General features: G+C 63.9%; 17 protein-coding genes. 4 read left to right on the forward strand and 13 right to left on the reverse strand.

From position 1 onward, the window contains the following. Nucleotide 1: 1 nt before the first annotated feature. The 7 genes from hutG to hutH all read right to left on the reverse strand — a co-directional run bounded on the left by hutG (nucleotide 2) and on the right by hutH (nucleotide 8,298). On the reverse strand, nucleotides 2–841 hold the full coding sequence (gene hutG / locus BWP39_RS09500) for an N-formylglutamate deformylase (RefSeq protein ID WP_096719215.1): 840 nt from the start codon (nucleotides 839–841) through the stop codon (nucleotides 2–4). Nucleotides 842–876: 35 nt separating this feature from the next. Then, on the reverse strand, nucleotides 877–2,268 hold the full coding sequence (locus tag BWP39_RS09505) for a formimidoylglutamate deiminase (RefSeq protein WP_096719217.1): 1,392 nt from the start codon (nucleotides 2,266–2,268) through the stop codon (nucleotides 877–879). Nucleotides 2,269–2,270: 2 nt separating this feature from the next. Then, nucleotides 2,271–3,509 (reverse strand): imidazolonepropionase, encoded by a 1,239-nt coding sequence (gene hutI, locus BWP39_RS09510; RefSeq protein ID WP_096719219.1) that lies wholly within the window; start codon nucleotides 3,507–3,509, stop codon nucleotides 2,271–2,273. Between the two features lie 92 nt (nucleotides 3,510–3,601). After that, on the reverse strand, nucleotides 3,602–4,237 hold the full coding sequence (locus BWP39_RS09515) for a HutD/Ves family protein (protein WP_207556701.1): 636 nt from the start codon (nucleotides 4,235–4,237) through the stop codon (nucleotides 3,602–3,604). 8 nt (nucleotides 4,238–4,245) lie between these two features. Continuing rightward, nucleotides 4,246–5,934 (reverse strand): urocanate hydratase, encoded by a 1,689-nt coding sequence (hutU, locus tag BWP39_RS09520; protein WP_091018998.1) that lies wholly within the window; start codon nucleotides 5,932–5,934, stop codon nucleotides 4,246–4,248. A gap of 82 nt (nucleotides 5,935–6,016) precedes the next feature. Next, the gene (gene hutC / locus BWP39_RS09525; RefSeq protein ID WP_096719415.1) at nucleotides 6,017–6,712 is read right to left on the reverse strand and encodes a histidine utilization repressor; all 696 of its coding nucleotides are present in this window, start codon (nucleotides 6,710–6,712) and stop codon (nucleotides 6,017–6,019) included. A gap of 59 nt (nucleotides 6,713–6,771) precedes the next feature. Beyond that, nucleotides 6,772–8,298, reverse strand: a complete 1,527-nt coding sequence (gene hutH, locus BWP39_RS09530; protein ID WP_207556702.1) for a histidine ammonia-lyase — start codon at nucleotides 8,296–8,298, stop codon at nucleotides 6,772–6,774. 407 nt (nucleotides 8,299–8,705) lie between these two features. On the opposite strand from hutH, the gene BWP39_RS09535 reads away from it, so the two are divergent. Continuing rightward, on the forward strand, nucleotides 8,706–9,620 hold the full coding sequence (locus tag BWP39_RS09535) for an NAD-dependent epimerase/dehydratase family protein (RefSeq protein ID WP_096719417.1): 915 nt from the start codon (nucleotides 8,706–8,708) through the stop codon (nucleotides 9,618–9,620). A gap of 97 nt (nucleotides 9,621–9,717) precedes the next feature. Further along, entirely contained in the window at nucleotides 9,718–9,900 is a 183-nt protein-coding gene (locus BWP39_RS09540) for a hypothetical protein (RefSeq protein ID WP_091019005.1), read from the forward strand. A 14-nt stretch (nucleotides 9,901–9,914) separates the two neighbouring features. On the opposite strand, the gene BWP39_RS09545 is transcribed toward BWP39_RS09540, so the two are convergent. Together BWP39_RS09545 and BWP39_RS09550 are read right to left on the reverse strand one after the other, a co-directional pair. Next, the gene (locus tag BWP39_RS09545) at nucleotides 9,915–12,389 is read right to left on the reverse strand and encodes a penicillin acylase family protein (RefSeq protein WP_096719419.1); all 2,475 of its coding nucleotides are present in this window, start codon (nucleotides 12,387–12,389) and stop codon (nucleotides 9,915–9,917) included. Between the two features lie 251 nt (nucleotides 12,390–12,640). After that, complete coding sequence (locus BWP39_RS09550; protein ID WP_096719421.1) at nucleotides 12,641–14,035, reverse strand: NCS2 family permease; 1,395 nt, start codon at nucleotides 14,033–14,035, stop codon at nucleotides 12,641–12,643. Between the two features lie 445 nt (nucleotides 14,036–14,480). Between BWP39_RS09550 and BWP39_RS09555 the strand changes: the two genes are divergently transcribed. Then, complete coding sequence (locus BWP39_RS09555; protein WP_207556703.1) at nucleotides 14,481–15,473, forward strand: PRC-barrel domain-containing protein; 993 nt, start codon at nucleotides 14,481–14,483, stop codon at nucleotides 15,471–15,473. Further along, the gene (locus tag BWP39_RS09560) at nucleotides 15,470–16,756 is read left to right on the forward strand and encodes an MFS transporter (protein ID WP_096719425.1); all 1,287 of its coding nucleotides are present in this window, start codon (nucleotides 15,470–15,472) and stop codon (nucleotides 16,754–16,756) included. The genes BWP39_RS09555 and BWP39_RS09560 overlap by 4 nt, the downstream gene beginning before the upstream one ends. 39 nt (nucleotides 16,757–16,795) lie before the next feature. Here the strand turns inward: BWP39_RS09560 and BWP39_RS09565 are convergent, their stop codons facing one another. From BWP39_RS09565 to BWP39_RS09580, 4 genes are all read right to left on the reverse strand, one after another. Continuing rightward, a complete protein-coding gene (locus tag BWP39_RS09565) occupies nucleotides 16,796–17,182 on the reverse strand; it encodes a nuclear transport factor 2 family protein (protein WP_096719427.1) in 387 nt (128 codons plus the stop codon). A gap of 22 nt (nucleotides 17,183–17,204) precedes the next feature. After that, the gene (locus tag BWP39_RS09570; RefSeq protein WP_096719429.1) at nucleotides 17,205–18,143 is read right to left on the reverse strand and encodes an aldo/keto reductase; all 939 of its coding nucleotides are present in this window, start codon (nucleotides 18,141–18,143) and stop codon (nucleotides 17,205–17,207) included. Nucleotides 18,144–18,196: 53 nt separating this feature from the next. After that, entirely contained in the window at nucleotides 18,197–18,727 is a 531-nt protein-coding gene (mug, locus tag BWP39_RS09575; protein ID WP_096719431.1) for a G/U mismatch-specific DNA glycosylase, read from the reverse strand. Nucleotides 18,728–18,862: 135 nt separating this feature from the next. Continuing rightward, nucleotides 18,863–19,771 carry an alpha/beta fold hydrolase gene (locus BWP39_RS09580; RefSeq protein WP_096719433.1) on the reverse strand — a complete coding sequence of 303 codons (909 nt, stop codon included), beginning with the start codon at nucleotides 19,769–19,771 and terminating at the stop codon, nucleotides 18,863–18,865. Between the last annotated feature and the right edge of the window lie 8 nt (nucleotides 19,772–19,779).

The following is a 19,779-nucleotide window of genomic DNA, read 5'->3' on the forward strand; positions in this document are numbered from 1 at the left end:
CTCAGCTCCCTTCGACGCGTGCGAGAGCTGTCTTGAGCAGCGTCTCGAGCAACGGCTCGACACGTGCGGCCAGCGCATCGTCATACGCGTACGGCATCTGCTCCTGCATATAGGTGATCTGCGACAGCTCGAGCTGAACCGCATGCACGCCCTGCTGCGGCTGACCATACTGCCGCGTGATGTAGCCGCCCTTGAAGCGCCCGTTCCCGATCGCCGTATAAGCGCCATGCTGTTCGACGATTGCCGCGAGTTCGTCGGCCAGTCCTGGTACCGCGCTCGCACCGTTCGACGTGCCGAAGTTGAAGTCCGGCAACCGCCCTTCGAAGAACCTCGGTACGCGCGAGCGGATCGAATGCGCTTCCCACAGCAGCACCTTGCCGTGCTGTGCCTTGAGCGCCGCGAGTTCATCTGCGAGCGCCGTGTGATACGGCTGCCAGTAAAGCTCACGACGACGCGCGACTTCTGCATCGGTCGGCAGATGGCCGTCGCGATAGAGCGGTTCCTTGTCGAACGTATCGACTGGCAGCAGCCCTGTCGTGTCCTGCCCCGGATAAAGATTCGCGCCATCGGGCGGGCGGTTCAGATCGATCACGTAGCGCGCGTAGACCGGCGCGAGTATCGATGCCCCGAGGCGCGCTGCAAACGCGTAGAGCCGGTCCAGATGCCAGTCGCAATCGTCGAAGCGCTGCGCGACCGGCGTCATCGTCGCAGCGATATCGTCGGGAATGCGTGTGCCCAGATGCGGAATCGAGATCAACAGCGGCAGGCTTCCCCGTTGCAGCGAGAAAACCGGTGTCGGGTTCGAAGTTTGCGAAGTGTTCGGCGGGTTCGAGGCGGTCATGTCGGTACGGTATCGGTGGAAGTCATCCGGATCGCTCAGGCTAACAGATCGGCCAGCGCGGTGCGGTACTGCGCATAGGCGCGGGCTTCGTCGCGATGACGCCGGTTCTCGACGACCTGCTGGCCGCCGGTATACACGTCGCGAACCGGTGTTTCGCCGTGCTCGCAGAATACGGCTCCGGACAGCCACGTGTCGGCAGGATGGCCGGCGATGCTCGGGTGTTCCGCATCGAGCACCATCCAGTCCGCGCGCAAGCCCACCTGCAACGCGCCGACCTTGCGGCCGGTCGCCTGCGCGCCGCCGTCGAGCGCACCGGCAAACAGCCGGTCGGCCACGCGCGATGCCGTGGCGTTTGCAAGAACGTTGCGCTGCCTGCGCGCGAGCCGCTGGCCGTATTCGAGTAGACGCAGTTCCGCACGCCAGTCGACGCCGATATGGCTATCCGAACCGATACCGAAACGTCCGTGCGAGTCGAGATATTCCGGCGCCGGGAAAATGCCGTCGCCGAGATTCGCCTCGGTGGTCAGACACAGGCCCGCGACGGCGCCGCTCTTCGCCAGCGCCGCGGTTTCGTCTGCATCGATATGGGTCGCGTGCACGAGGCACCAGCGCGCATCGACATCGAAACGGTCGAGCAGCCATTGCACCGGCCGTGCGCCTTCGGTCTCGATGCATGCGTCGACTTCGGCGGTCTGTTCGGCGATGTGGATATGCACGGGCGCGCCCGGCAACATTGCATCGAGCCCTTCGAGCAGCGTGCGCAACGAAGCTTCGGACACGGCGCGCAGCGAGTGCGGCGCAACGCCGTAACGCAGTGCGTGATGTTCGGGCCTCGCGTGCTTCAGTTGCGCGAGCAGTTCGAGCAGTTGTTCCGGCGTGTTGATAAAGCGCCGCTGATCGTCGCGCGGCGCACGCGCACCGAAGCCACTGTATTGATACAGGACAGGCAGCATCGTGATACCGATGCCACTCGCAGCCGCTGCGTCGACGACGCGCTCGGCCAACTCAGCGGCTTGCGGATACTGTGCGCCATCGGCTTGGTGATGCACGTAGTGAAACTCGCACACCGACGTGTAGCCCGCCTTCAGCATCTCGATGTAGAGCCACTGCGCAATGGCCGCGAGCCCTTCGGGTGTGATCTTCGCGGCAAAGCGATACATCAGGTCACGCCAGCTCCAGAAACTATCGACGGCGTTGGCGCGGTATTCAGTCAAGCCGGCCATCGCGCGCTGAAACGCGTGCGAGTGCAGGTTCGGCATACCTGGCAGCAACGGGCCGGCCGCGCGTGCGACGCCTGCTGGTGCTTCGCTATCGGCGGTGACGAATGTCAGTACGCCGTGAGCATCCCATTGCAGCAGCACGTTGCGGCGCCAGCCGTCGGGCAGCCACGCGTGTTCGGCGAAAAGCGATCGGTCTGCGTGAGTCATGTTTAAGCGTGAGTGGAAAGCGGCGCAGTGGGCCGCGTGTAGACGGTTTCGCCGTGGCGCACGACCCGCGCGCAAAGCGGCCGGCCGAACCAGTAGGCGAGTTCGGCGAGCGTGGTGACAGGCCATACGGCGAAGTCAGCAGACCTGCCGACCGCGAGCGTGCCATGCACGTCGGCCTTGCCGAGTGCGCGCGCCGCGTGCTGCGTCACGCCTTGCAGTACTTCGGGCACGGTCATGCGGAATAGCGTCGTCGCCATGTTCATCATTAGCAGCAGCGACGTGACGGGCGAAGTGCCAGGATTGCTATCGGTTGAAATGGCGATCGGCACGTTGTAGCGCCGTAGCAGGTCGAGCGGCGGCAACTGCGTCTCGCGAATGAAGTAGTACGCGCCAGGCAGCAGCACGGCAACCGTGCCCGCCGCCTGCATCGCGGCGACGCCCGCTTCGTCGAGAAATTCGAGGTGATCCGCCGACAGCGCGCGATGGTGTGCCGCCAGCGCCGTGCCGCCGCTGTTCGACAGTTGTTCCGCGTGCATCTTTACCGGCAGGTTGCGACGTGCGGCGGCGTCGAACACGCGCTCGCTCTGTGCAAGTGAAAAACCGATGCGCTCGCAGAACACGTCGACGGCGTCGATGAGCCCTTCGTCGGCGAGCGCCGGCAGCATGCGCTCGCACACTTCGGTGATGTAGTCGTCGGCGCGGCCCGCGAATTCGGGCGGCAACGCGTGCGCGCCGAGAAAGGTCGTGTAGACCGTCACCGGATAACGCTCGCCGAGTTGCCGCGCGACGCGCAGCATCTTGCGTTCGCTGGCAAGGTCGAGGCCGTAGCCCGATTTGATTTCGATTGCGGTGACGCCTTCGGCAAGCAGCGGTTCGAGCCGCGCGGCGGCGTCGCGCAGCAGCGTCGCTTCGTCGGCTGCGCGCGTGGCGCGAACCGTCGACACGATGCCGCCACCCTGCTTCGCGATCGCTTCGTAGCTCACGCCCGCGAGCCGCTGCGCGAATTCGTCGGCACGCTGGCCGCCATACACGAGGTGCGTATGGCAATCGACGAGACCCGGCGTGACCCACGCGCCGCCCAGGTCTTCGCGTGGCCACTGTGCGTAGTCAGCGGGCAGGTCGCTGGCCGCGCCCAGCCAGTCGATGCGTCCGTCGCGCACGGCAATCGCCGCGTCGGTAACCGTCGCCGTGGGGTCGCCCTGCGGACAGAGGTTCAGGTGATGCCAGACAGTGTGCTTCATCGCGTATTCATAACCACATGGCCGCGTGATCTGGCCTGTCGATGCACGTCCGATGACAACCCGGACGCGCGGGATCGGGATGACAAACGATGCTACGCGTAACGGATCTCGATGGCGAGCAGTGCGATTGCGCCTGGCATGCCTGCGGCACTTGCGTGGCACAGCAACGCGTTGGCTGCATCTGCATCGATACGCAGCGTGTCGCCGGTCGCGCAGTGCACCGGCGCTGAATCGCCCAGTGTGAGCGTCACCGGCCCCGCCGCGCAGTACAGCAGCACTACGTCGCCATTCAACGTGCGCTGCATGTCGCGACCATCGCCGCGCCATACGTCGAGCGCGCCGGTCGCAGCACCACGTCGCAGCATCAGATTGAAGTCGCGGGTCGCGCCGTCGACAAGCTGCGCATCGATCGCCGCTTCGCCGGCAAAACGCGCGACGTCGAGCGGTTGTGTCAGCGTATGCGTGCGCAGACCGTGCTCGCTGTCATGCGCTTCGTGCTCATCGAGCAGCATGCCCGCACCGGACAGCAGCACGAGCGTCCGGTCGATGCCCGGAAACTTCGAGAACGGCCCCGCAGCCGCGACATCGGCCACGCTGACGCGCCACACGAAGCTGTCGAGCGGCGCACCCTGCGGATGCGCCGCAATCTCGCGCGTCACGCCGCCGCCGTTCTTCCACGGCGACGCGACGAGTTCAGCTGCGCGGATCAGTGTCGTCTTCAACGTCACGGCGACGCTCAACGGCCAAGCATCGGCAACTTGAGATTCACTTCGCGTGCAGTTTCCTGCGCGAGTTCGTAGCCAGCGTCCGCATGGCGCATCACGCCCGTCGCCGGATCGTTGAACAGCACGCGTTCGACCCGGCGTGCCGCCGCATCCGTACCGTCGCACACGATCACAACGCCCGAATGCTGCGAGAAGCCCATGCCGACACCGCCGCCGTGATGCAGCGACACCCACGTCGCACCGCCTGCGGTGTTCAACAGCGCATTCAGCAGCGGCCAGTCGCTGACTGCATCCGAGCCGTCTTTCATCGATTCGGTTTCGCGGTTCGGGCTCGCCACCGATCCCGTATCGAGGTGATCGCGACCGATCACGACCGGCGCCTTCAGCTCGCCGTTCTTGACCATTTCGTTGAACGCAAGGCCCAGGCGATAACGATCCTTCACACCAACCCAGCAGATCCGCGCAGGCAAGCCCTGGAACGCGATACGTTCGCGTGCCATGTCGAGCCAGTTATGCAGATGGGGATCGTCGGGGATCAGTTCCTTGACCTTCGCATCGGTCTTGTAGATGTCTTCTGGGTCACCCGACAGCGCAACCCAGCGGAACGGCCCCTTGCCTTCGCAGAACAGCGGGCGGATATAGGCAGGCACGAAACCGGGGAAGTCGAAGGCGTTTTCGACGCCCATTTCCAGCGCCATCTGGCGAATGTTGTTGCCGTAGTCGAGCGTAGCCGCGCCGCGTTCCTGCAACGTCAGCATCGCCTGCACCTGCTTCGCCATCGACTGCTTGGCCGGCTGCACGATGCTGTCCGGCGCGGTCTTTTGACGCTCGCGCCAGTCTTCGACGTTCCAGCCCTGCGGCAAATAACCGTGGATCGGATCGTGCGCACTGGTCTGGTCGGTCACGCAATCCGGCGTGATGCCACGCGTCACGCATTCGGCGAACACGTCGACCGCATTGCCGAGCAGGCCGATCGAAACCGGCTTGCCATCGCGCTTCGCTTCGTCGAGCATCGCGAGCGCTTCGTCGAGCGTGCGTGCTTTCTTGTCGACGTAGCGCGTCTTCAGACGGAAATCGATACGTGTCTCATCGCACTCGACCGCGACCATCGAGAAGCCTGCCATCGTCGCGGCGAGCGGCTGTGCGCCACCCATGCCGCCCAGGCCACCGGTCAAAATCCAGCGGCCCTTCGGGTCGCCGTTGAAATGCTGGTTCGCCACCGAGAAGAACGTTTCGTACGTGCCCTGCACGATGCCCTGGCTGCCGATGTAGATCCAGCTACCCGCGGTCATCTGGCCGTACATCATCAGGCCCTTGCGGTCGAGTTCGTGGAAGTGTTCCCACGTCGCCCAGTGCGGCACGAGATTCGAATTCGCGAGCAACACGCGCGGCGCATCGGCGTGCGTGCGGAATACGCCGACCGGTTTGCCCGACTGGATCAGCAGCGTTTCGTCGTCGTTCAGATCCTTCAGCGACGCGAGAATCTGATCGAAGCAATCCCAGTTGCGCGCTGCGCGCCCAATGCCGCCATACACGACGAGTGCATGCGGATGCTCCGCGACTTCCGGGTCCAGATTGTTCTGGATCATCCGGTACGCGGCTTCCGTGAGCCAGCTCTTGCAGGTCTTCTCAGTGCCGCGCGGTGCACGGATCGTGCGGGTCGGATCGAGACGCGGGTCGATGTGTTTCGGATTGTTCATGATGGCTGGCTCTCTGGTTCCGGGTTGGGCTCGCGGGTTGAGCTAGAGGTCGGTTATGTGAATGGAACGGTGACGCGTGCGTTCAGAAATGTCCGGTGAAGCGATAGCGGCTGCCTGGGTGCCACAGGTTCGCAATCGATGCGACCACACTCTGCGACCACGTCCGCCGATGCAGCACGAGACACGGTTCGAGCGGGTCCATCGTCAGTTGCTCGCGGGTACTGTCGTCCGGTGCGGCGGCCTCGATGCGGTACTCGACACGCTGCAGCGGCGCGACGCGCACGAGGTACTGGTTCGGCGTCGTATTGGTGAAATCCTGCAGCGCGTATTCGGGTGCGACTGCGGGGTTCACCCAGCGCTCTTCGAGCTGCACCGGTTCGTCGTTTTCGCAATGCAGTACGCGCGAAAAGAAAATCGGACTGCCCGCGGCGACCTGCATTTCTTCGGCAAGCGCCTCGTCGGCAATCGCCGCGCCGAGCTGCAGCACGTCCGCGCGATAGCGATGGCCGCGCGCGACGATCTCGTCGGAAATACTGCGGATCGCCACCAGCGTCGATTCGTACTTCGGCCGCGCGACGAACGTACCCGCACCCTGCACACGCGTGAGCACCTGCTCCGAAGTCAGCTCGCGCAGTGCACGGTTCACCGTCATCCGCGCGACCTTGAACTCGCGTGCCAGTTCGTTTTCCGACGGCACCTGGTCGCCTTCACCCCATTCGCCCGCATGAATGCGGGAGAGAATGAAGTCCTTGATGCCTTGATAAGCCGGTGCGTTCATGCGGGTTGCTCGGTGAGCTACGTCAGTCGTTCGTGCGGTCACAATGCGCGGCGATCACTTCACTTCGCTTCGGAGGCGAACGCGAACGGGCTGTGCGCGGCAATCGTGCCGGTCTGCACGAGCTTCGTCACGGCCACGATGTCCGGCGCGAAGTAATGATCGAGTTCGTAGTGCGCAACTTCCTTGCGCACGGCCTGCATCACGCGCTGCAGGTTCGGGCTGGTCTGATGCGGTGCGCGCAGATCGACGCCTTGAGCGGCAGCCAGCAGTTCGATCGACAGGATGTTCGCGGTGTTCTCGGCGATATCGCCAAGCTTGCGCGCAGCAAACGTCGCCATCGACACGTGATCTTCCTGGTTCGCAGAGGTAGGCAGCGAATCGACCGACGCCGGATGCGCGAGCGTCTTGTTCTCGGACGCGAGTGCGGCCGCCGTGACGTGCGCGATCATGAAGCCGGAGTTCACGCCGCCATCCCTGACGAGAAACGGCGGCAGGCCCGATAGCGTCGTGTCGATCAGCAGCGCGATGCGGCGTTCGGCCAGCGCGCCGATTTCGGCCGCGGCGAGCGCGAGGTTGTCGGCGGCGAACGCGACCGGTTCGGCGTGGAAGTTGCCGCCCGACAGTACTTCGCCGGTGTCCGGGAAAATCAGCGGGTTATCCGAGACCGCGTTCGCTTCGATCAGCAGCACGTCGGCCGAATGGCGCATCTGGTCGAGACAGGCACCCATCACCTGCGGCTGGCAGCGCAGCGAGTACGGGTCCTGCACCTTGTCGCAGTCGGCGTGCGACAGATTGATCCCGGAGCCATCGAGCAGTTCGCGGTACGCGGCCGCCGCGTCGATCTGGCCGGCGTGGCCACGCAACGCATGAATGCGCGCGTCGAAAGGCGTCACCGAACCGGCCGCCGCATCAACCGACAGTGCGCCCGCAACGAGACCGGTACGGAACAGGTCTTCGATTGCGAACATGTTGTACAGCGCGAGTGCCGTGGAAGCCTGCGTGCCGTTCAGCAGCGCGAGCCCTTCCTTCGCTTGCAGCGTCAGCGGCTTCAGACCGGCGAGTCGCAGCCCTTCGACAGCAGGCACGCGCTCGCCCTTGGCGAACACTTCACCGACGCCAATCAGCGCCGCCGACATATGCGCGAGCGGCGCGAGATCGCCCGATGCACCGACCGAACCCTTCACCGGGATCACCGGCAACACGTCTGCATTGAACAGCGTGATCAGTGCATCCATCACTTCGCGGCGGATGCCCGAGTGGCCGCGGCCGAGGCTCGACAGCTTCAGTGCGATCAACAAACGCACCACCGGCCGCGACATTGGTTCGCCGACGCCAACCGCATGCGACAGCACCAGATTGCGCTGCAACAGCTCGAGCTGGTCGCGCGGAATATGTGTGCTGGCAAGACGTCCGAAACCGGTATTGATGCCGTAGGCGGGCTCGCCTTTCGCGGCGATGTCCGCGACGGCCTGCGCGCATGCGTCGATCGCGGCATGGCTTGCCGGATCGAGCTGGAGCGAGACGGACTCGCGAGCAATCGTGCGCAGTTGGGGCAGTGTCAGTTGACCGGGGGTGAGCTTCATCATGAGAGTCGATCCTGTCTATACAATTTCCGAAAGTCTAGCGTCGCCAGCTTGTATATACAAGTCCTTTCGACGCACCGCGCATCAGGGGTTTCCACTAGGCCAGTCATGGCTGACCGCGTTATTTTTGTTGCTGCGCCACAGCACTCCGGGGCTGCGCCGGCGGTGTGCCGTCTCAGGCGACTACCGTGCATCGGGCCACAGCTTGTATATACACGTTCAAAATTTAACCGCGCAAGCGGACAAAAAAGCCGTCCGCGCCGCGGTACCGCGTCGTCTGCTTGAATCGGCGGCTGATTCGTGCGTTCAGATCAAAAGTGATTTGAGGCAGGTGCCCTTTTTGTGTGCCAGACAGCGCCGCATACTCGCCTCACTGCTTCACGAAGCGAACCCACTCACTGGAGAACGTCTTGAACATTTTCATCACTGGCGCGAATGGCTTTATCGGCGGCTCGATCGCGGTCGGACTGGTGCGCGCGGGTCATCGCGTGACCGGTCTCGTGCGCAAGCCCGAACAGGCCGCCGAACTGCAACGCCTCGGCATCGCGACTGTGGTCGGCACGCTCGACGACCGCGCCTTGCTGATCGAACAGGCGCAAGCCGCCGATGCCGTCATCAACGCGGCAAGCAGCGACCATCGCGGCGCAGTCGAGGCGTTGATCGACGGTCTCGCCGGTTCCGGCAAGCCGTTCCTGCATACGAGCGGCTCGAGCATCGTCGGCGATGCATCGGGTGGCGAAGCGGGAGCCAACGGCGCTGCACCGGTGTACCGCGAAGATGCGTTGCCCGAACCGACCGCCGACAAAGCTGCCCGCGTCGCGATCGACCGGCTCGTGCTCGATGCGGCACAGCGCGGCGTGCGCTCGGCGGTGCTGTGCAATACGTTGATCTACGGTCACGGTGCGGTGCCCGGTAGCGCCAGCGTGCAGTTGCCGCGCCTGATCAGCCAGGCGCAGAAAAGCGGCGTAGTGCGGCATGTCGGCAGCGGCGGCAACGTCTGGTCGAACGTGCATATCGACGATGTCGTCGACGTATATCGCCTCGCACTCGAAAAAACCCCGGCCGGTACGTTCTATTTCATCGAAAGCAGCGAAGCGTCGTTCCGCGACATGACGACCGCGATTGCCGACGTACTCGATCTCGGCAAATCGCAAGACTGGCCGCTCGAAGAAGCGCAGAAGGAATGGGGCTACGAGATGGCGTCGTATGGACTCGGCTCGAACAGCCGGGTGCGTGGCGAACGCGCCCGGACCCTGCTCGGCTGGCAGCCGAAACACACGTCGGTGCTCGACTGGATCCGTCACGACATGGTGCGCGAAGCGTAAGCGATGTAAGCGTAGGTGTTGCGAATCCGTAAGCTCATGTCGATAGAATCGCCCGCAATTTCAAGGTGCGATTCTATCGACGAGCTGCGATTCCCCGATGACGCTTGCGCTGAATTTCGACTGGCTGACCAACCTGCTCGCGATCCTCTTCGTCGTGGCGTGTCTGCACGACCTGCGTCACGACGAGTACGGCACGCTGACGTTATCGGCGGCGGCGCTCGGGTTGATCGTCATGGGCATCGAGCTGTTTCTGCGGCCGGCATTCGATATGTCGTTGTAATGCGCTAGCGGACTTCATTGCGCCGCCGGCACCAGATGCAGTTTCGTTTCGGTCGCCGCTTCGACGGCCTTGCGCGAATACAGCAGCGGGAAATACTCCCCCTTCAACCAGAGCGGTACGAGATCGCGATAGTGCGGGCTGTCCGGGTCGCCTGACTGACCCGGCAGATTGACCGCGCGCGAGTTGTCCCAGTTGCCCACATCGACGACCACGCGAAACGACGGGCCATTGGTCTGGACGAAATCGTTCACGCGATACGTCGACTGATTCGGCGTAAACGGATCGCCGCCCCTCGCGAGCGGACCGACATTCAGTCTCGCGCGCATCGCGTCGTCGACGATCGCGGCAAACGGGTGTGCGTTCAGGTTGGTCTGTAGCTTGCCCCATTGCCATTGCGTCGCATCGTCGCCTTCCAGCAAACGCATTTCGGCCCACGCTTCGCCCAGACTCTTCAACAGCACCGCATCGCGTTTCGCCGCGGCCCCGGGTCCGAAGCGCTGGTCCGGATGTTCGAGCGTGTCGAGCATCACCGCAGGATCGGGCGCACCGAACGTGGCTGCAGCCGTTTGCGACAGCAGCGCCGCCTTGAACGCCTTGCCGAGATGCCGGCTAAACCACACCTCTTCGAGTGCCGCCTGCGCCGAATCGGCGCGCACCTCGCCGTTCCAGCCTTTGAGCAGCGCGAGCGCCGCGTGCGTGTCCGGGTCATCGCTCGACAGCGGAGCGAGCAACGCGACGAGACGCTGCGCCGGGATCGACACGAGATCGTTCTGCAGCCGCTCCGAATCTTCCAGCGAGACTTTCGGCAATCCCTTTAGCACTTCGTCGATGCGCTCGTGGCGCGAGCCGTTGGTCCATTCAAAGCCGAGCTTGCGCTCGCGATACGGGTAATCGCCGGGCAGGTTCATCTGGTTCGACGACGTGAAGTAGCCCTGCTTCGGGTTGTATATCGACGGCAACTGGTCGCCGCGCCAGAAGCCCGCCCATTCGTAGCGGCCGTCACCGGGTACCGGCATCAGGCCGTCCCAGTTCGGCCGCTTCGGCGCAAGACCGCCCGGCACCCAGCCGATATTGCCGTGCACGTCCGCATAGACCTGGTTCTCGGTCGGTGCGCCCCAGTTCAGCATCGAGTGCTGGAACTGCGCGAATGTGCGGGCCCGCATGTAGCCCACCGAGCCGAAGTACGGCGACATGCCCGGTTCGAGCCACGCGGAGCGCACGGCGAACGCGCGATGATGGTCGGCGTCGACGTCGATCACCGGGCCGTGACGCGTGAACGTGAGATCGACCGGTACCGGCGCGCCGCCGCGCACATCGATCGTTTCGTGGATCACGCGAAACGGTTCCCAGCCGTCGCCATAGCGATACTCGCTGGGATTGTCCGGATTGAGCTGGTACACGTACAGGTCTTCCTGATCGATGTTGAAGATCGTCAGGCCGAAGGCGATCGTGCCGTTGTGGCCGATTGAGACCGCCGGTAGCGACGGCTCGCCCGCGCCGATGATATTGAGTGTCGGCGTGCTGATCTGCGCGATGTAGCGCAGGCTCGGCGCCGAATACGCACGGTGCGGATCGTTGGCCATGATCGCGCGGCCAGTCGCCGATTTGCCCGGCGCGACGACCCAGTTGTTGCTGCCTTCGCTGGTTTCGTCGGGGTCTTCGATGCGGTCTTCAGCGGCGGCGTTGCTGGCCAGCGCGAGTGTGTTTGCGTGAGCCGCCGTGCCGTCGTTCGCATGCGATAGCGCAGCGGGCGTGAGCACCGCGTTGCGTGTTGCAAGATCGAACACCTTCAGCACATCTTTCGGCAGGCACGGATCGAGGCCATCGGGCACCTGGGTTTGCCACGGCGGTTGCAGGCCAACGCGCAGTTCGTCAGCCGCAAGACCTGCCTTGCACGCCACGTTGGCGCGTGCCACCTCGCTCGTCAGATTGCGCGTCAAACCGTGACTGCGAATCCGCACGACGTCTTCGGGTGTCCACTTCGCCGGCTGGTAATCGAGCTTGCGAAACTCGTACGGCATCTGCTCCGGGTGCAGTTTCAACCAGTCGATATACGCATTGATGCCCGCGACAAAGCGCGTCGCGATCTGCTGCGCGTCGGGGCTGTAGCGCTGCCACTCGGTCTGCATGTCGCCGCGATACAGAAAGAGCCGCGAGGCGCGATCCTGCTCGACGTAGCTGGGACCGAACACTTCCGACAGCGTGCCGAGCCCGCGCCGCCGCCACAGGTCGATCTGGAACAGGCGATCGCGTGCGGCGTTGAAGCCCTGCACGAAGAACGCATCGCTTTCGGTTTTCGCGTAGATGTGCGGGACGCCCCAGTGGTCGATCAGGATGTCGGCTGGTTGTGCGAGACCCGGCACGTGCAACACCTGTTGCGGGATCTCGCGGGCGGCGGCGAGGCTCGGCAGGCCGGTGCTCAATGCACTGATCGCCACCAGCACGATGGACGATGCGGCATACCGCAGGGCGAAGGTGGTTCGGGTCATGCAGGCGTCTCCTGATCAACGAGTGTTGTCGTGAGCCGCGGACCGTCGGAGCCATCAAAAGGTACTAGCACACGCATCCCGTTCGCGGACGATGCGTGCCAGTGTAGTGCGAGTCGGCTTCCGGCGCTGCCTTTGGGTGAGAACGGCATGCGTGAAAGCGGATCGGCCAAGTGTTAACAGACAGCGTGGTCAAACGCGGCCCGTCGATTGCGGGCCGCATGCACCGAACTACACCGTTACGGCTGCAACGCTCAGATCGCCCAGCCGCCCAGGTAAAACACGGCCAGCACCACCGCAATCACCACCGTGCCGACGTTCAGCTTGCGATACTCGCCGCTGACAATACGCCCGATCACCAGCGTGCAGAAGCCGAGCATGATGCCGGTCACGATATTCGCGGTCAGCACGATGAACACCGCGCACACGAGGCCGGACATCGCATCGACCATATCGTCCATGTCGAGCTTGCTGACACTCGACAGCATCAGCAACCCGACGTACATCAGCGCAGGCGCGGTCGCATACGACGGCACCAGCCCGGCGAGCGGCGAGAAGAACATCACGACGAGGAACAGCAACCCCACAACCGCTGCCGCCATCCCCGTCTTCGCCCCCGCTGCAACACCGACCGTCGATTCGATATACGCCGCAGCCGGTGCCCCACCGAGAAAGCCGGAGAAGATCGAGCTGAGCGAATCGGCGGTCAGCGCGCGGCCGCCGTTGATGATGCGTCCATTCGCATCGAGCTGGCCAGCCTGCCCCGCCACGGCGCGAATCGTACCGGTCGCGTCGAACACGGCGGTCATCACGAGCGCGAGGACGCTCGGCAGTACGGCGAGCGACAGCGCACCCTTGATGTCCATCGCGCCGATCAGCGACGCGTGGCCCGGCGCGCTCAGCGACGGCAATGCGAAAACGCCGTGGAACGTCACCGCCGGATCGAGCACCAGCCCGAGCGCGGAGATTGCGACGATCACGATCAGGATCGAGCCCGGCACGCGGCGGCGCACCAGACCGACGATCGCTGCCAGGCCCGCCACCGACATCAGCACCGGCAACGACGTGATATGGCCCAGCGCAACCGGCAATCCGGGCCCCGGGTTCTTCATCACGAGACCGACGTCGTTAGCGGCGATCAGCAGCAGAAAGAGGCCGATACCGATGCCGGTACCGTGCGCGATGCCGGCCGGCAGATTGCGCAGAATCCATGCGCGCACACCGGTCACCGAGATCGTGGTGAACACCACGCCCATCAGAAACACGGCGCCGAGTGCCACCGTCGGATGCAAACCCTTGCCGAGGACGAGACCGAACGCGGTGAACGCAGTCAGTGAAATCGCGCAGCCGATGGCGATCGGCAGGCGCGCCCAGATGCCCATCAGCAGCGAGCCGAATGCGGTGGTCAGACACACAGCGACGAACACCGCACTCGTATCGAAGCCGGCCTTACCGAACATGCCCGGGACGACGAACACCGAATACACCATCGCGAGAAACGTCGTCACACCCGCGATCACTTCCTGGCGCTGCGTGCTGCCGCGCGCCGTGATTTCAAAGTAGCGGTCGAGCAGACCTTGCTGGCCGAACGCCGGATCGAATGTCCGGGTTTCGACATCGGTGAGCGGTTGTGCGTGGGGTTCCATCATGGCGAATGCCTCCTTTATCAGCGTGCTGAAACGGCTGGTGTGCAGCCGTCGTCAGGGTTCGTCTCTTGGTTTATGTGCAGCGCTCTTTTTTGCTGTCCCGAAGGGTAGGCGAACACAACCGGGCCTCCCATCGCAGGGACGGCATGCCCGGCATGTCAGCGGGCGTATATCGCGGGAGGGACGGGAGAATGCGGGCAGGCGCCGCGTGTTTACACCTACGGCTGGACGGCGGCTGGGTCGCTGTCGAGTCGCTGCGATCGGTACCTACGTGCAGCGGATTCGACAGGAAACGAACGGCGCCGATCTTACCTCGCATCGCTCGACAACATCAACGCCTCGCCTGATTGAACGAGGCGATGCGCCGCCGCAGGTTAAACTTCGGCCTATCTATCGATCAATGCCGTGGCGCTGCAGGTGCGCCGCGCGGCCCATGGAGTACTCATTGATGAGCGGCGGTTTGCCACGTCCAGCTTCGCGTCTTTCAACTCCCCTGCTGCCCGGTGCGCTCGCCGCGCTTGTGCTATCAGGTTGCGCGCTGTTCCACGGGCAGCAGCCCGCGCCGATCACCGATGCGCTCGTCAGCACGGTGGAACCCGCCAGCGAACCGGTCGCGGCATCCGAGCCCGAAACCGACGAGCCTGAAACGGCCGGGCACGAAACGCCGCGCAAGCCGAAGCACCCGGCCGTCAAGCCGCGCAAGCCTGAACCGCCGCCGCCCACGCCCGCGTCCGCGCCGGTTGCGCCACCGCCTGCGCCGATCATCACGACGCGCCTGATCGATCGCAGCCAGACGCATGCGCTGCTCGACAGCGAAGTGCAGCGACGCGACGGCAAGGTGATCGGCCGCGCGGTCGACCTGGTCGCCGACGCGGGCGGCAAGCCCAACGAAATGATCGTGAACCTGCAGGGCTTTCTCGGCATCGGCGACCGCAAGGTGAGTTTCCCGTGGAGCGTGTTCCGCTTCACGCCCGGCGGCCACGGCTCGCCGATCACACTCGATGTGCCGGTCGGCAAGCTGCCGCCCGCCGATCGCCCGAAGCGCACCGGCGCCGACGTACCGGTGACGGCGACGCAATTGCCGCTGCTCGACACGACCGTCGAACGACCGAACGGCGCCGCCGTCGGTCGCGTGGTCGACGTGCTGATCGACGGTAGCGCGCAACCGCAGGCCGTCGTGCTCGACGTCAGCGGCATGGTGAGTCCGGACCGTCGCACGATCGCCGCGAACTGGTCGGCACTGCGCTTCGTCACCAAAGACAAACTGTTGCACGCCCTGCTCGATCTCAACGATGCGCAGATCAAGGCGTCGCCGCCCTACGCGTCGGACAAGCCGATCCAGGCGGTGTCGCCGGTGGTGCCGGTCGCAGCCGCGCCCGCCAGCACGGCTCCCCCAGTTGCGCCACCTGCAGCGGCCTCACCGGCCCGGGCTTCGCGATGACGAACCCGCTTCTGGTCAATACCCGCAGCCTGCGCGCACTCGACTGGCTCAACTTTTTCGTGGCCAACGTGCAAACGGGCTTCGGGCCGTTCATCGCGTCGTACCTCGCCTCGCATAAGTGGACGCAGGGCGAGATCGGCATGGTGCTGTCGGTCGGCACGATCAGCGCAATGGTCAGCCAGGTGCCTGGCGGCGCCGCGGTCGATGCGCTGAAGAACAAGAAAGGCGCGGCTGCCTGGGCGATCGTCGCGATCATCCTGAGCGCGGTCTTGCTTGCGTCGAGTCCGACCGTGCTGCCAGTGATTGCCGCTGAAGTCTTCCACGGCTTTGCGAGCTGCATGCTCGTGCCGGCGATGGCTGCGATCTCGTTTGCGCTGGTCGGGCGTCAGGATCTCGGCGACCGGCTTGGGCGCAATGCGCGCTGGGCATCGATAGGCAGTGCGGTCGCGGCCGGCCTGATGGGTCTGTTCGGCGAATACTTCTCGGCGCGTGCGGTGTTCTGGCTCACCGCCGGGCTGGCGCTGCCCGCACTCGTCGCACTCGCGATGATCCAGTCCGCCTACACCAGCTCGCCCGCGAAAGCCGTCAAGGCGACGAAATCCAGTGCGAAGACCGACGCGCTGGGCGAACGCGAGACCTTGCGCGAACTGCTGCGCGATCGTCGCATGCTGATCTTCGCGGCCTGTATCGTGCTGTTCCATCTGTCGAATGCAGCGATGCTGAATCTCGCGGCTGGTGAAGTCACGGCCGGCATGGGCGACAACGTGCAGCTCGTGATTGCCGCGTGCATCATCGTGCCGCAGGCGATCGTCGCGATGCTGTCGCCATGGGTGGGACGCACCGCGCAGCGCTGGGGACGCCGGCCTATTCTGCTGATCGGCTTCTCCGCACTACCGGTGCGCGCGTTGTTGTTCGCCGGCGTGAGCAGCCCTTTTCTGCTGGTGCCGGTGCAGATGCTCGACGGGATAAGCGCGGCGGTATTCGGTGTGATGCTGCCGCTGATCGCCGCCGACGTCGCCGGCGGCAAGGGTCGTTACAACCTGTGTATCGGCTTGTTCGGCCTCGCGGCCGGCATCGGTGCAACGCTCAGTACCGCGGCCGCGGGCTTCGTCGCGGATCACTTCGGCAATGCCTTCAGCTTCTTCGGACTCGCCGCGGCCGGTGCGCTCGCGGTACTGCTCGTCTGGGTAGCAATGCCGGAAACCCGCGATGCGCACCGTGCCGAAGAAGCGGCGACCGGTGCATCAGGCGACGCACCCGCAGCGGCGGGATCGGCAGACTAAGCCCTTGCCTGAACACCCGAGAGATGCCGATGACGACCGTCACGGCATCTTCTGAACCCACTGGCTCCGCCACGCCGGCGCTTCGAACGGATCCGTAAAATACTGCGTCTCGTGAACAACTTTACCGTCGTCGCGGAACTCCATGACGCTGATCGTGTAGGCCGCTCGCCCCTGATAGTTGATCGAGTATTGCGAGACCCAGAGATTGCCTTCGCCCTGAATCCGCGTGACCTCGAACCCCGACGGCTTGCCTGGATGATGCCCACGCAGCGCCTGCAAATTAGCGCGTCCGAGAATGCGTTCGCGTGATTGCGGATAGTCGCAGATCGCATCGTCGGCGTAGATGTCGTGTTCCGCATCGAGGTTGCCCGCCGCCGACGCCTGCCAGTGCGCATTCAGGATGTCGCGTATCTGTGCTTCCTGCATGATGTGCCTCCGGGTTGATCGGTTACGTGCGCCGTGGAATGAACCCCGGGCTACCCGTCTTGACGACTTCGTTGAACCGCTGCCGCGTCTCGATCCGGTTGATCTCGTCGAATGCCTCGGCGGGAAGCGCCGCGATGTCAAAATTCTCGCGGGCGCGGGCCTCGGTTTTCGGCGTGGTGAGTAACGCACCGCCGCGCTGGATCGCCCAGGCCAGCAACACCTGCGCGGGCGTCGTTCCGGTTCGCGCGGCGATCTGCACGATGACCGGGTCTTCGAGCGGTCCCGGCCGGATTCCATGACCCAATGGCGCAAAGGCCAGAAATACGATCCCGTGCTCCTTGCAGAATTCCAGCAGTTCCGTTTCTGGAAGATACGGATGCGCTTCGATCTGCACAACCGACGGCTTGATCCGTGCCGCTTCATAGAGCGGCCGTAACTTGTCCAGATCGATGTCGGAGAGACCGATGGCCCGGCATCGTCCCTCGTCGACGAGTGCTTCCATCGCTCTCCACGTGTCGAGCAAAGTCACGCCTTTGTCGTAGATGACCGCACCGTTTTCGTCGCGCGGGTCCTGCTCTTCTCCCGGTTGAAACGCAAACGGCGTGTGTATCAGGTAGAGATCGAGGTAGTCGATACCGAGTCGTTCCAGACTTGCCTCGAATGCCGGCCTGACACGCTCCGGTCGATGATTCGAATTCCACAGTTTGGTGGTGATGAAAATGTCTTCGCGGGCGATCCCTCCCGCAGCGCGCTCTGTGCGCAGCGCCTCGCCTACTTCGCGCTCGTTGCGATATCGCTCGGCGGCATCGAAGTGTCGGTAGCCTGCTTTCAGTGCGTCTCTCGTTGCACTGATCGTGGTCGCAGCATCGGGAATCAGGGTGCCAAATCCGAGCGCGGGCATATGACCCCCTCCGTGATTCAGCGCCAGGGTTTGGCTGCGGAAATCGGCTGACTCAGTCATGGTGACGCCTCCGTACTACTTCATGTCCTGCGAAGAAAGACCGGCCCTCACGTTTAAGAGCCGGATGTCAATGCAATGCGAACTTCCCGGTAGGAAGCGACCAGTGCATCGAGGTCGAACGACCGGTTCAATCCACTGGGATTCGGCAAAACCCATGCGCGTGCGCCGCCGAACGGTTTTGTTTGCAGCCCCCACTCGATATCACGCGTACCGGAGATCGCCGAGAGCGCCATCTTTCCCAGAAATGCAATGTGCCGCGGTGCGTAGTGCTCGATCTTGCGCCGAAAATCATCTCCAGCCATTTCAATCTCTGCGCGTGACAGTTCGGCGGCGCTCGCTGTGGGTCGAGGCACCACGGCTGTCAGACCGCAACCGTACTGCAGCAGCGTGCGATCGTCTTCGGGACGAATCTGTTCAGGCGTGAAACCTGCAAGATGCACGACCCGCCAGAACCGGTTGCTTCTGCCTGCAAAGTGATGACCTGTCGATGCCGCACGGATACCCGGATTGATTCCGCAAAACACCAGCGGCAGACCCGGCTCGAGGATATCGACTAGAGATGGCAGGGAATCGACGTCGGTCATGGGTAAAGCTGTCCTTGAAAGGAGGCTCGTCAACCTGTGTTGACGAGCGATGACCCAGCTTACCGCAGTGACCCGAACGCTGGGCTATGCCAGCGGGTACTTGTCTTTTGCGTTCGTGTAACAGCGATCGTCGGCTCAATGCGCTGCGACGGTATCGATGAAAACCGCCAGATCGTGATTGAAGCGATCTGGCTCCTCCATGAACGGTGCGTGGCCCGAATTTGCGTACAGCTTGGTTTGAATGTGCGGATCGAGTGCTTTCGCCCGCGCGATTGCGCCTTGCGTGTTCACAAGCGCATCGTGCTCGCCATAGAGCAACAGGACCGGCACGCTGACCTTGCTTAAACCCTCGGAAGCAGAGACCGTCATCGACTGAACCGCGCTTTGCATCTCCCACGACGCCATTGCCGCGTTTGCAAGCAGACGCTCGGTGGTGGATCTGTCGGGCTGTGTATGGAAGCACAGGTTGAGGAACGTGCGCTCGCCATCGAGGTGCGTCTTCAGATCGGCTGACGTCATGTCGCGATAGACCTGCGGATGCGCCACAATCTGGTCCCCTTTCAGTTCGATCACACCGTCGACATAGACCGCTGCGGCAATCTGCCTGTCGCCGAATGCGGCCAGATAGTTCGATATGACCGCACCGCCCAGCGACCATCCGACCAGCACAGGGCGGTTCGCATGCGACGACGCAATGACGGTGGCGAGATCGTCGGCCCAGTGCTGCCCGTTGCGATACGCGTCCGCTCCGGTTGGCTTGCCGGACAGACCGTGGCCGCGCAGGTCATACGTGATGATGCGATACCGCTGCAGCTCGGCGCTATTGACCTGCGCATCCCAGTTCAGACGACTGCCCAGCAATCCATGAATCAACACGACAGCGGGCCCATGCGGATTTCCCGATTCCTGGACGGCCAGCGTGACGCCGTCCGGCGCGGTGACCGTATAGTTTTTTGTTTCCGCGAGTGCGGTAGATGACGCTGCGAGCATGGCAACCGTTGCCGCGAACGCCGCAAGCGTGTGACGAAGGATGGTGTAACGCATGAGTGGTG

Source organism: Paraburkholderia acidicola, assembly GCF_002362315.1.
GTDB classification, from domain to species: Bacteria; Pseudomonadota; Gammaproteobacteria; order Burkholderiales; family Burkholderiaceae; genus Paraburkholderia; species Paraburkholderia acidicola.

Excerpts from the sequence above, each read along its gene's own strand:
- hutG (WP_096719215.1), bottom strand. The coding sequence starts at position 841 with ATGACCGCCTCGAACCCGCCGAACACTTCGCAAACTTCGAACCCGACA.
- BWP39_RS09505 (WP_096719217.1), bottom strand. The coding sequence starts at position 2,268 with ATGACTCACGCAGACCGATCGCTTTTCGCCGAACACGCGTGGCTGCCC.
- hutI (WP_096719219.1), bottom strand. The coding sequence starts at position 3,509 with ATGAAGCACACTGTCTGGCATCACCTGAACCTCTGTCCGCAGGGCGAC.
- hutU (WP_091018998.1), bottom strand. The coding sequence starts at position 5,934 with ATGAACAATCCGAAACACATCGACCCGCGTCTCGATCCGACCCGCACG.
- hutC (WP_096719415.1), bottom strand. The coding sequence starts at position 6,712 with ATGAACGCACCGGCTTATCAAGGCATCAAGGACTTCATTCTCTCCCGC.
- hutH (WP_207556702.1), bottom strand. The coding sequence starts at position 8,298 with ATGATGAAGCTCACCCCCGGTCAACTGACACTGCCCCAACTGCGCACG.
- BWP39_RS09540 (WP_091019005.1), top strand. The coding sequence starts at position 9,718 with ATGACGCTTGCGCTGAATTTCGACTGGCTGACCAACCTGCTCGCGATC.
- BWP39_RS09545 (WP_096719419.1), bottom strand. The coding sequence starts at position 12,389 with ATGACCCGAACCACCTTCGCCCTGCGGTATGCCGCATCGTCCATCGTG.
- BWP39_RS09550 (WP_096719421.1), bottom strand. The coding sequence starts at position 14,035 with ATGATGGAACCCCACGCACAACCGCTCACCGATGTCGAAACCCGGACA.
- BWP39_RS09555 (WP_207556703.1), top strand. The coding sequence starts at position 14,481 with ATGAGCGGCGGTTTGCCACGTCCAGCTTCGCGTCTTTCAACTCCCCTG.
- BWP39_RS09560 (WP_096719425.1), top strand. The coding sequence starts at position 15,470 with ATGACGAACCCGCTTCTGGTCAATACCCGCAGCCTGCGCGCACTCGAC.
- BWP39_RS09565 (WP_096719427.1), bottom strand. The coding sequence starts at position 17,182 with ATGCAGGAAGCACAGATACGCGACATCCTGAATGCGCACTGGCAGGCG.
- BWP39_RS09570 (WP_096719429.1), bottom strand. The coding sequence starts at position 18,143 with ATGACTGAGTCAGCCGATTTCCGCAGCCAAACCCTGGCGCTGAATCAC.
- mug (WP_096719431.1), bottom strand. The coding sequence starts at position 18,727 with ATGACCGACGTCGATTCCCTGCCATCTCTAGTCGATATCCTCGAGCCG.
- BWP39_RS09580 (WP_096719433.1), bottom strand. The coding sequence starts at position 19,771 with ATGCGTTACACCATCCTTCGTCACACGCTTGCGGCGTTCGCGGCAACG.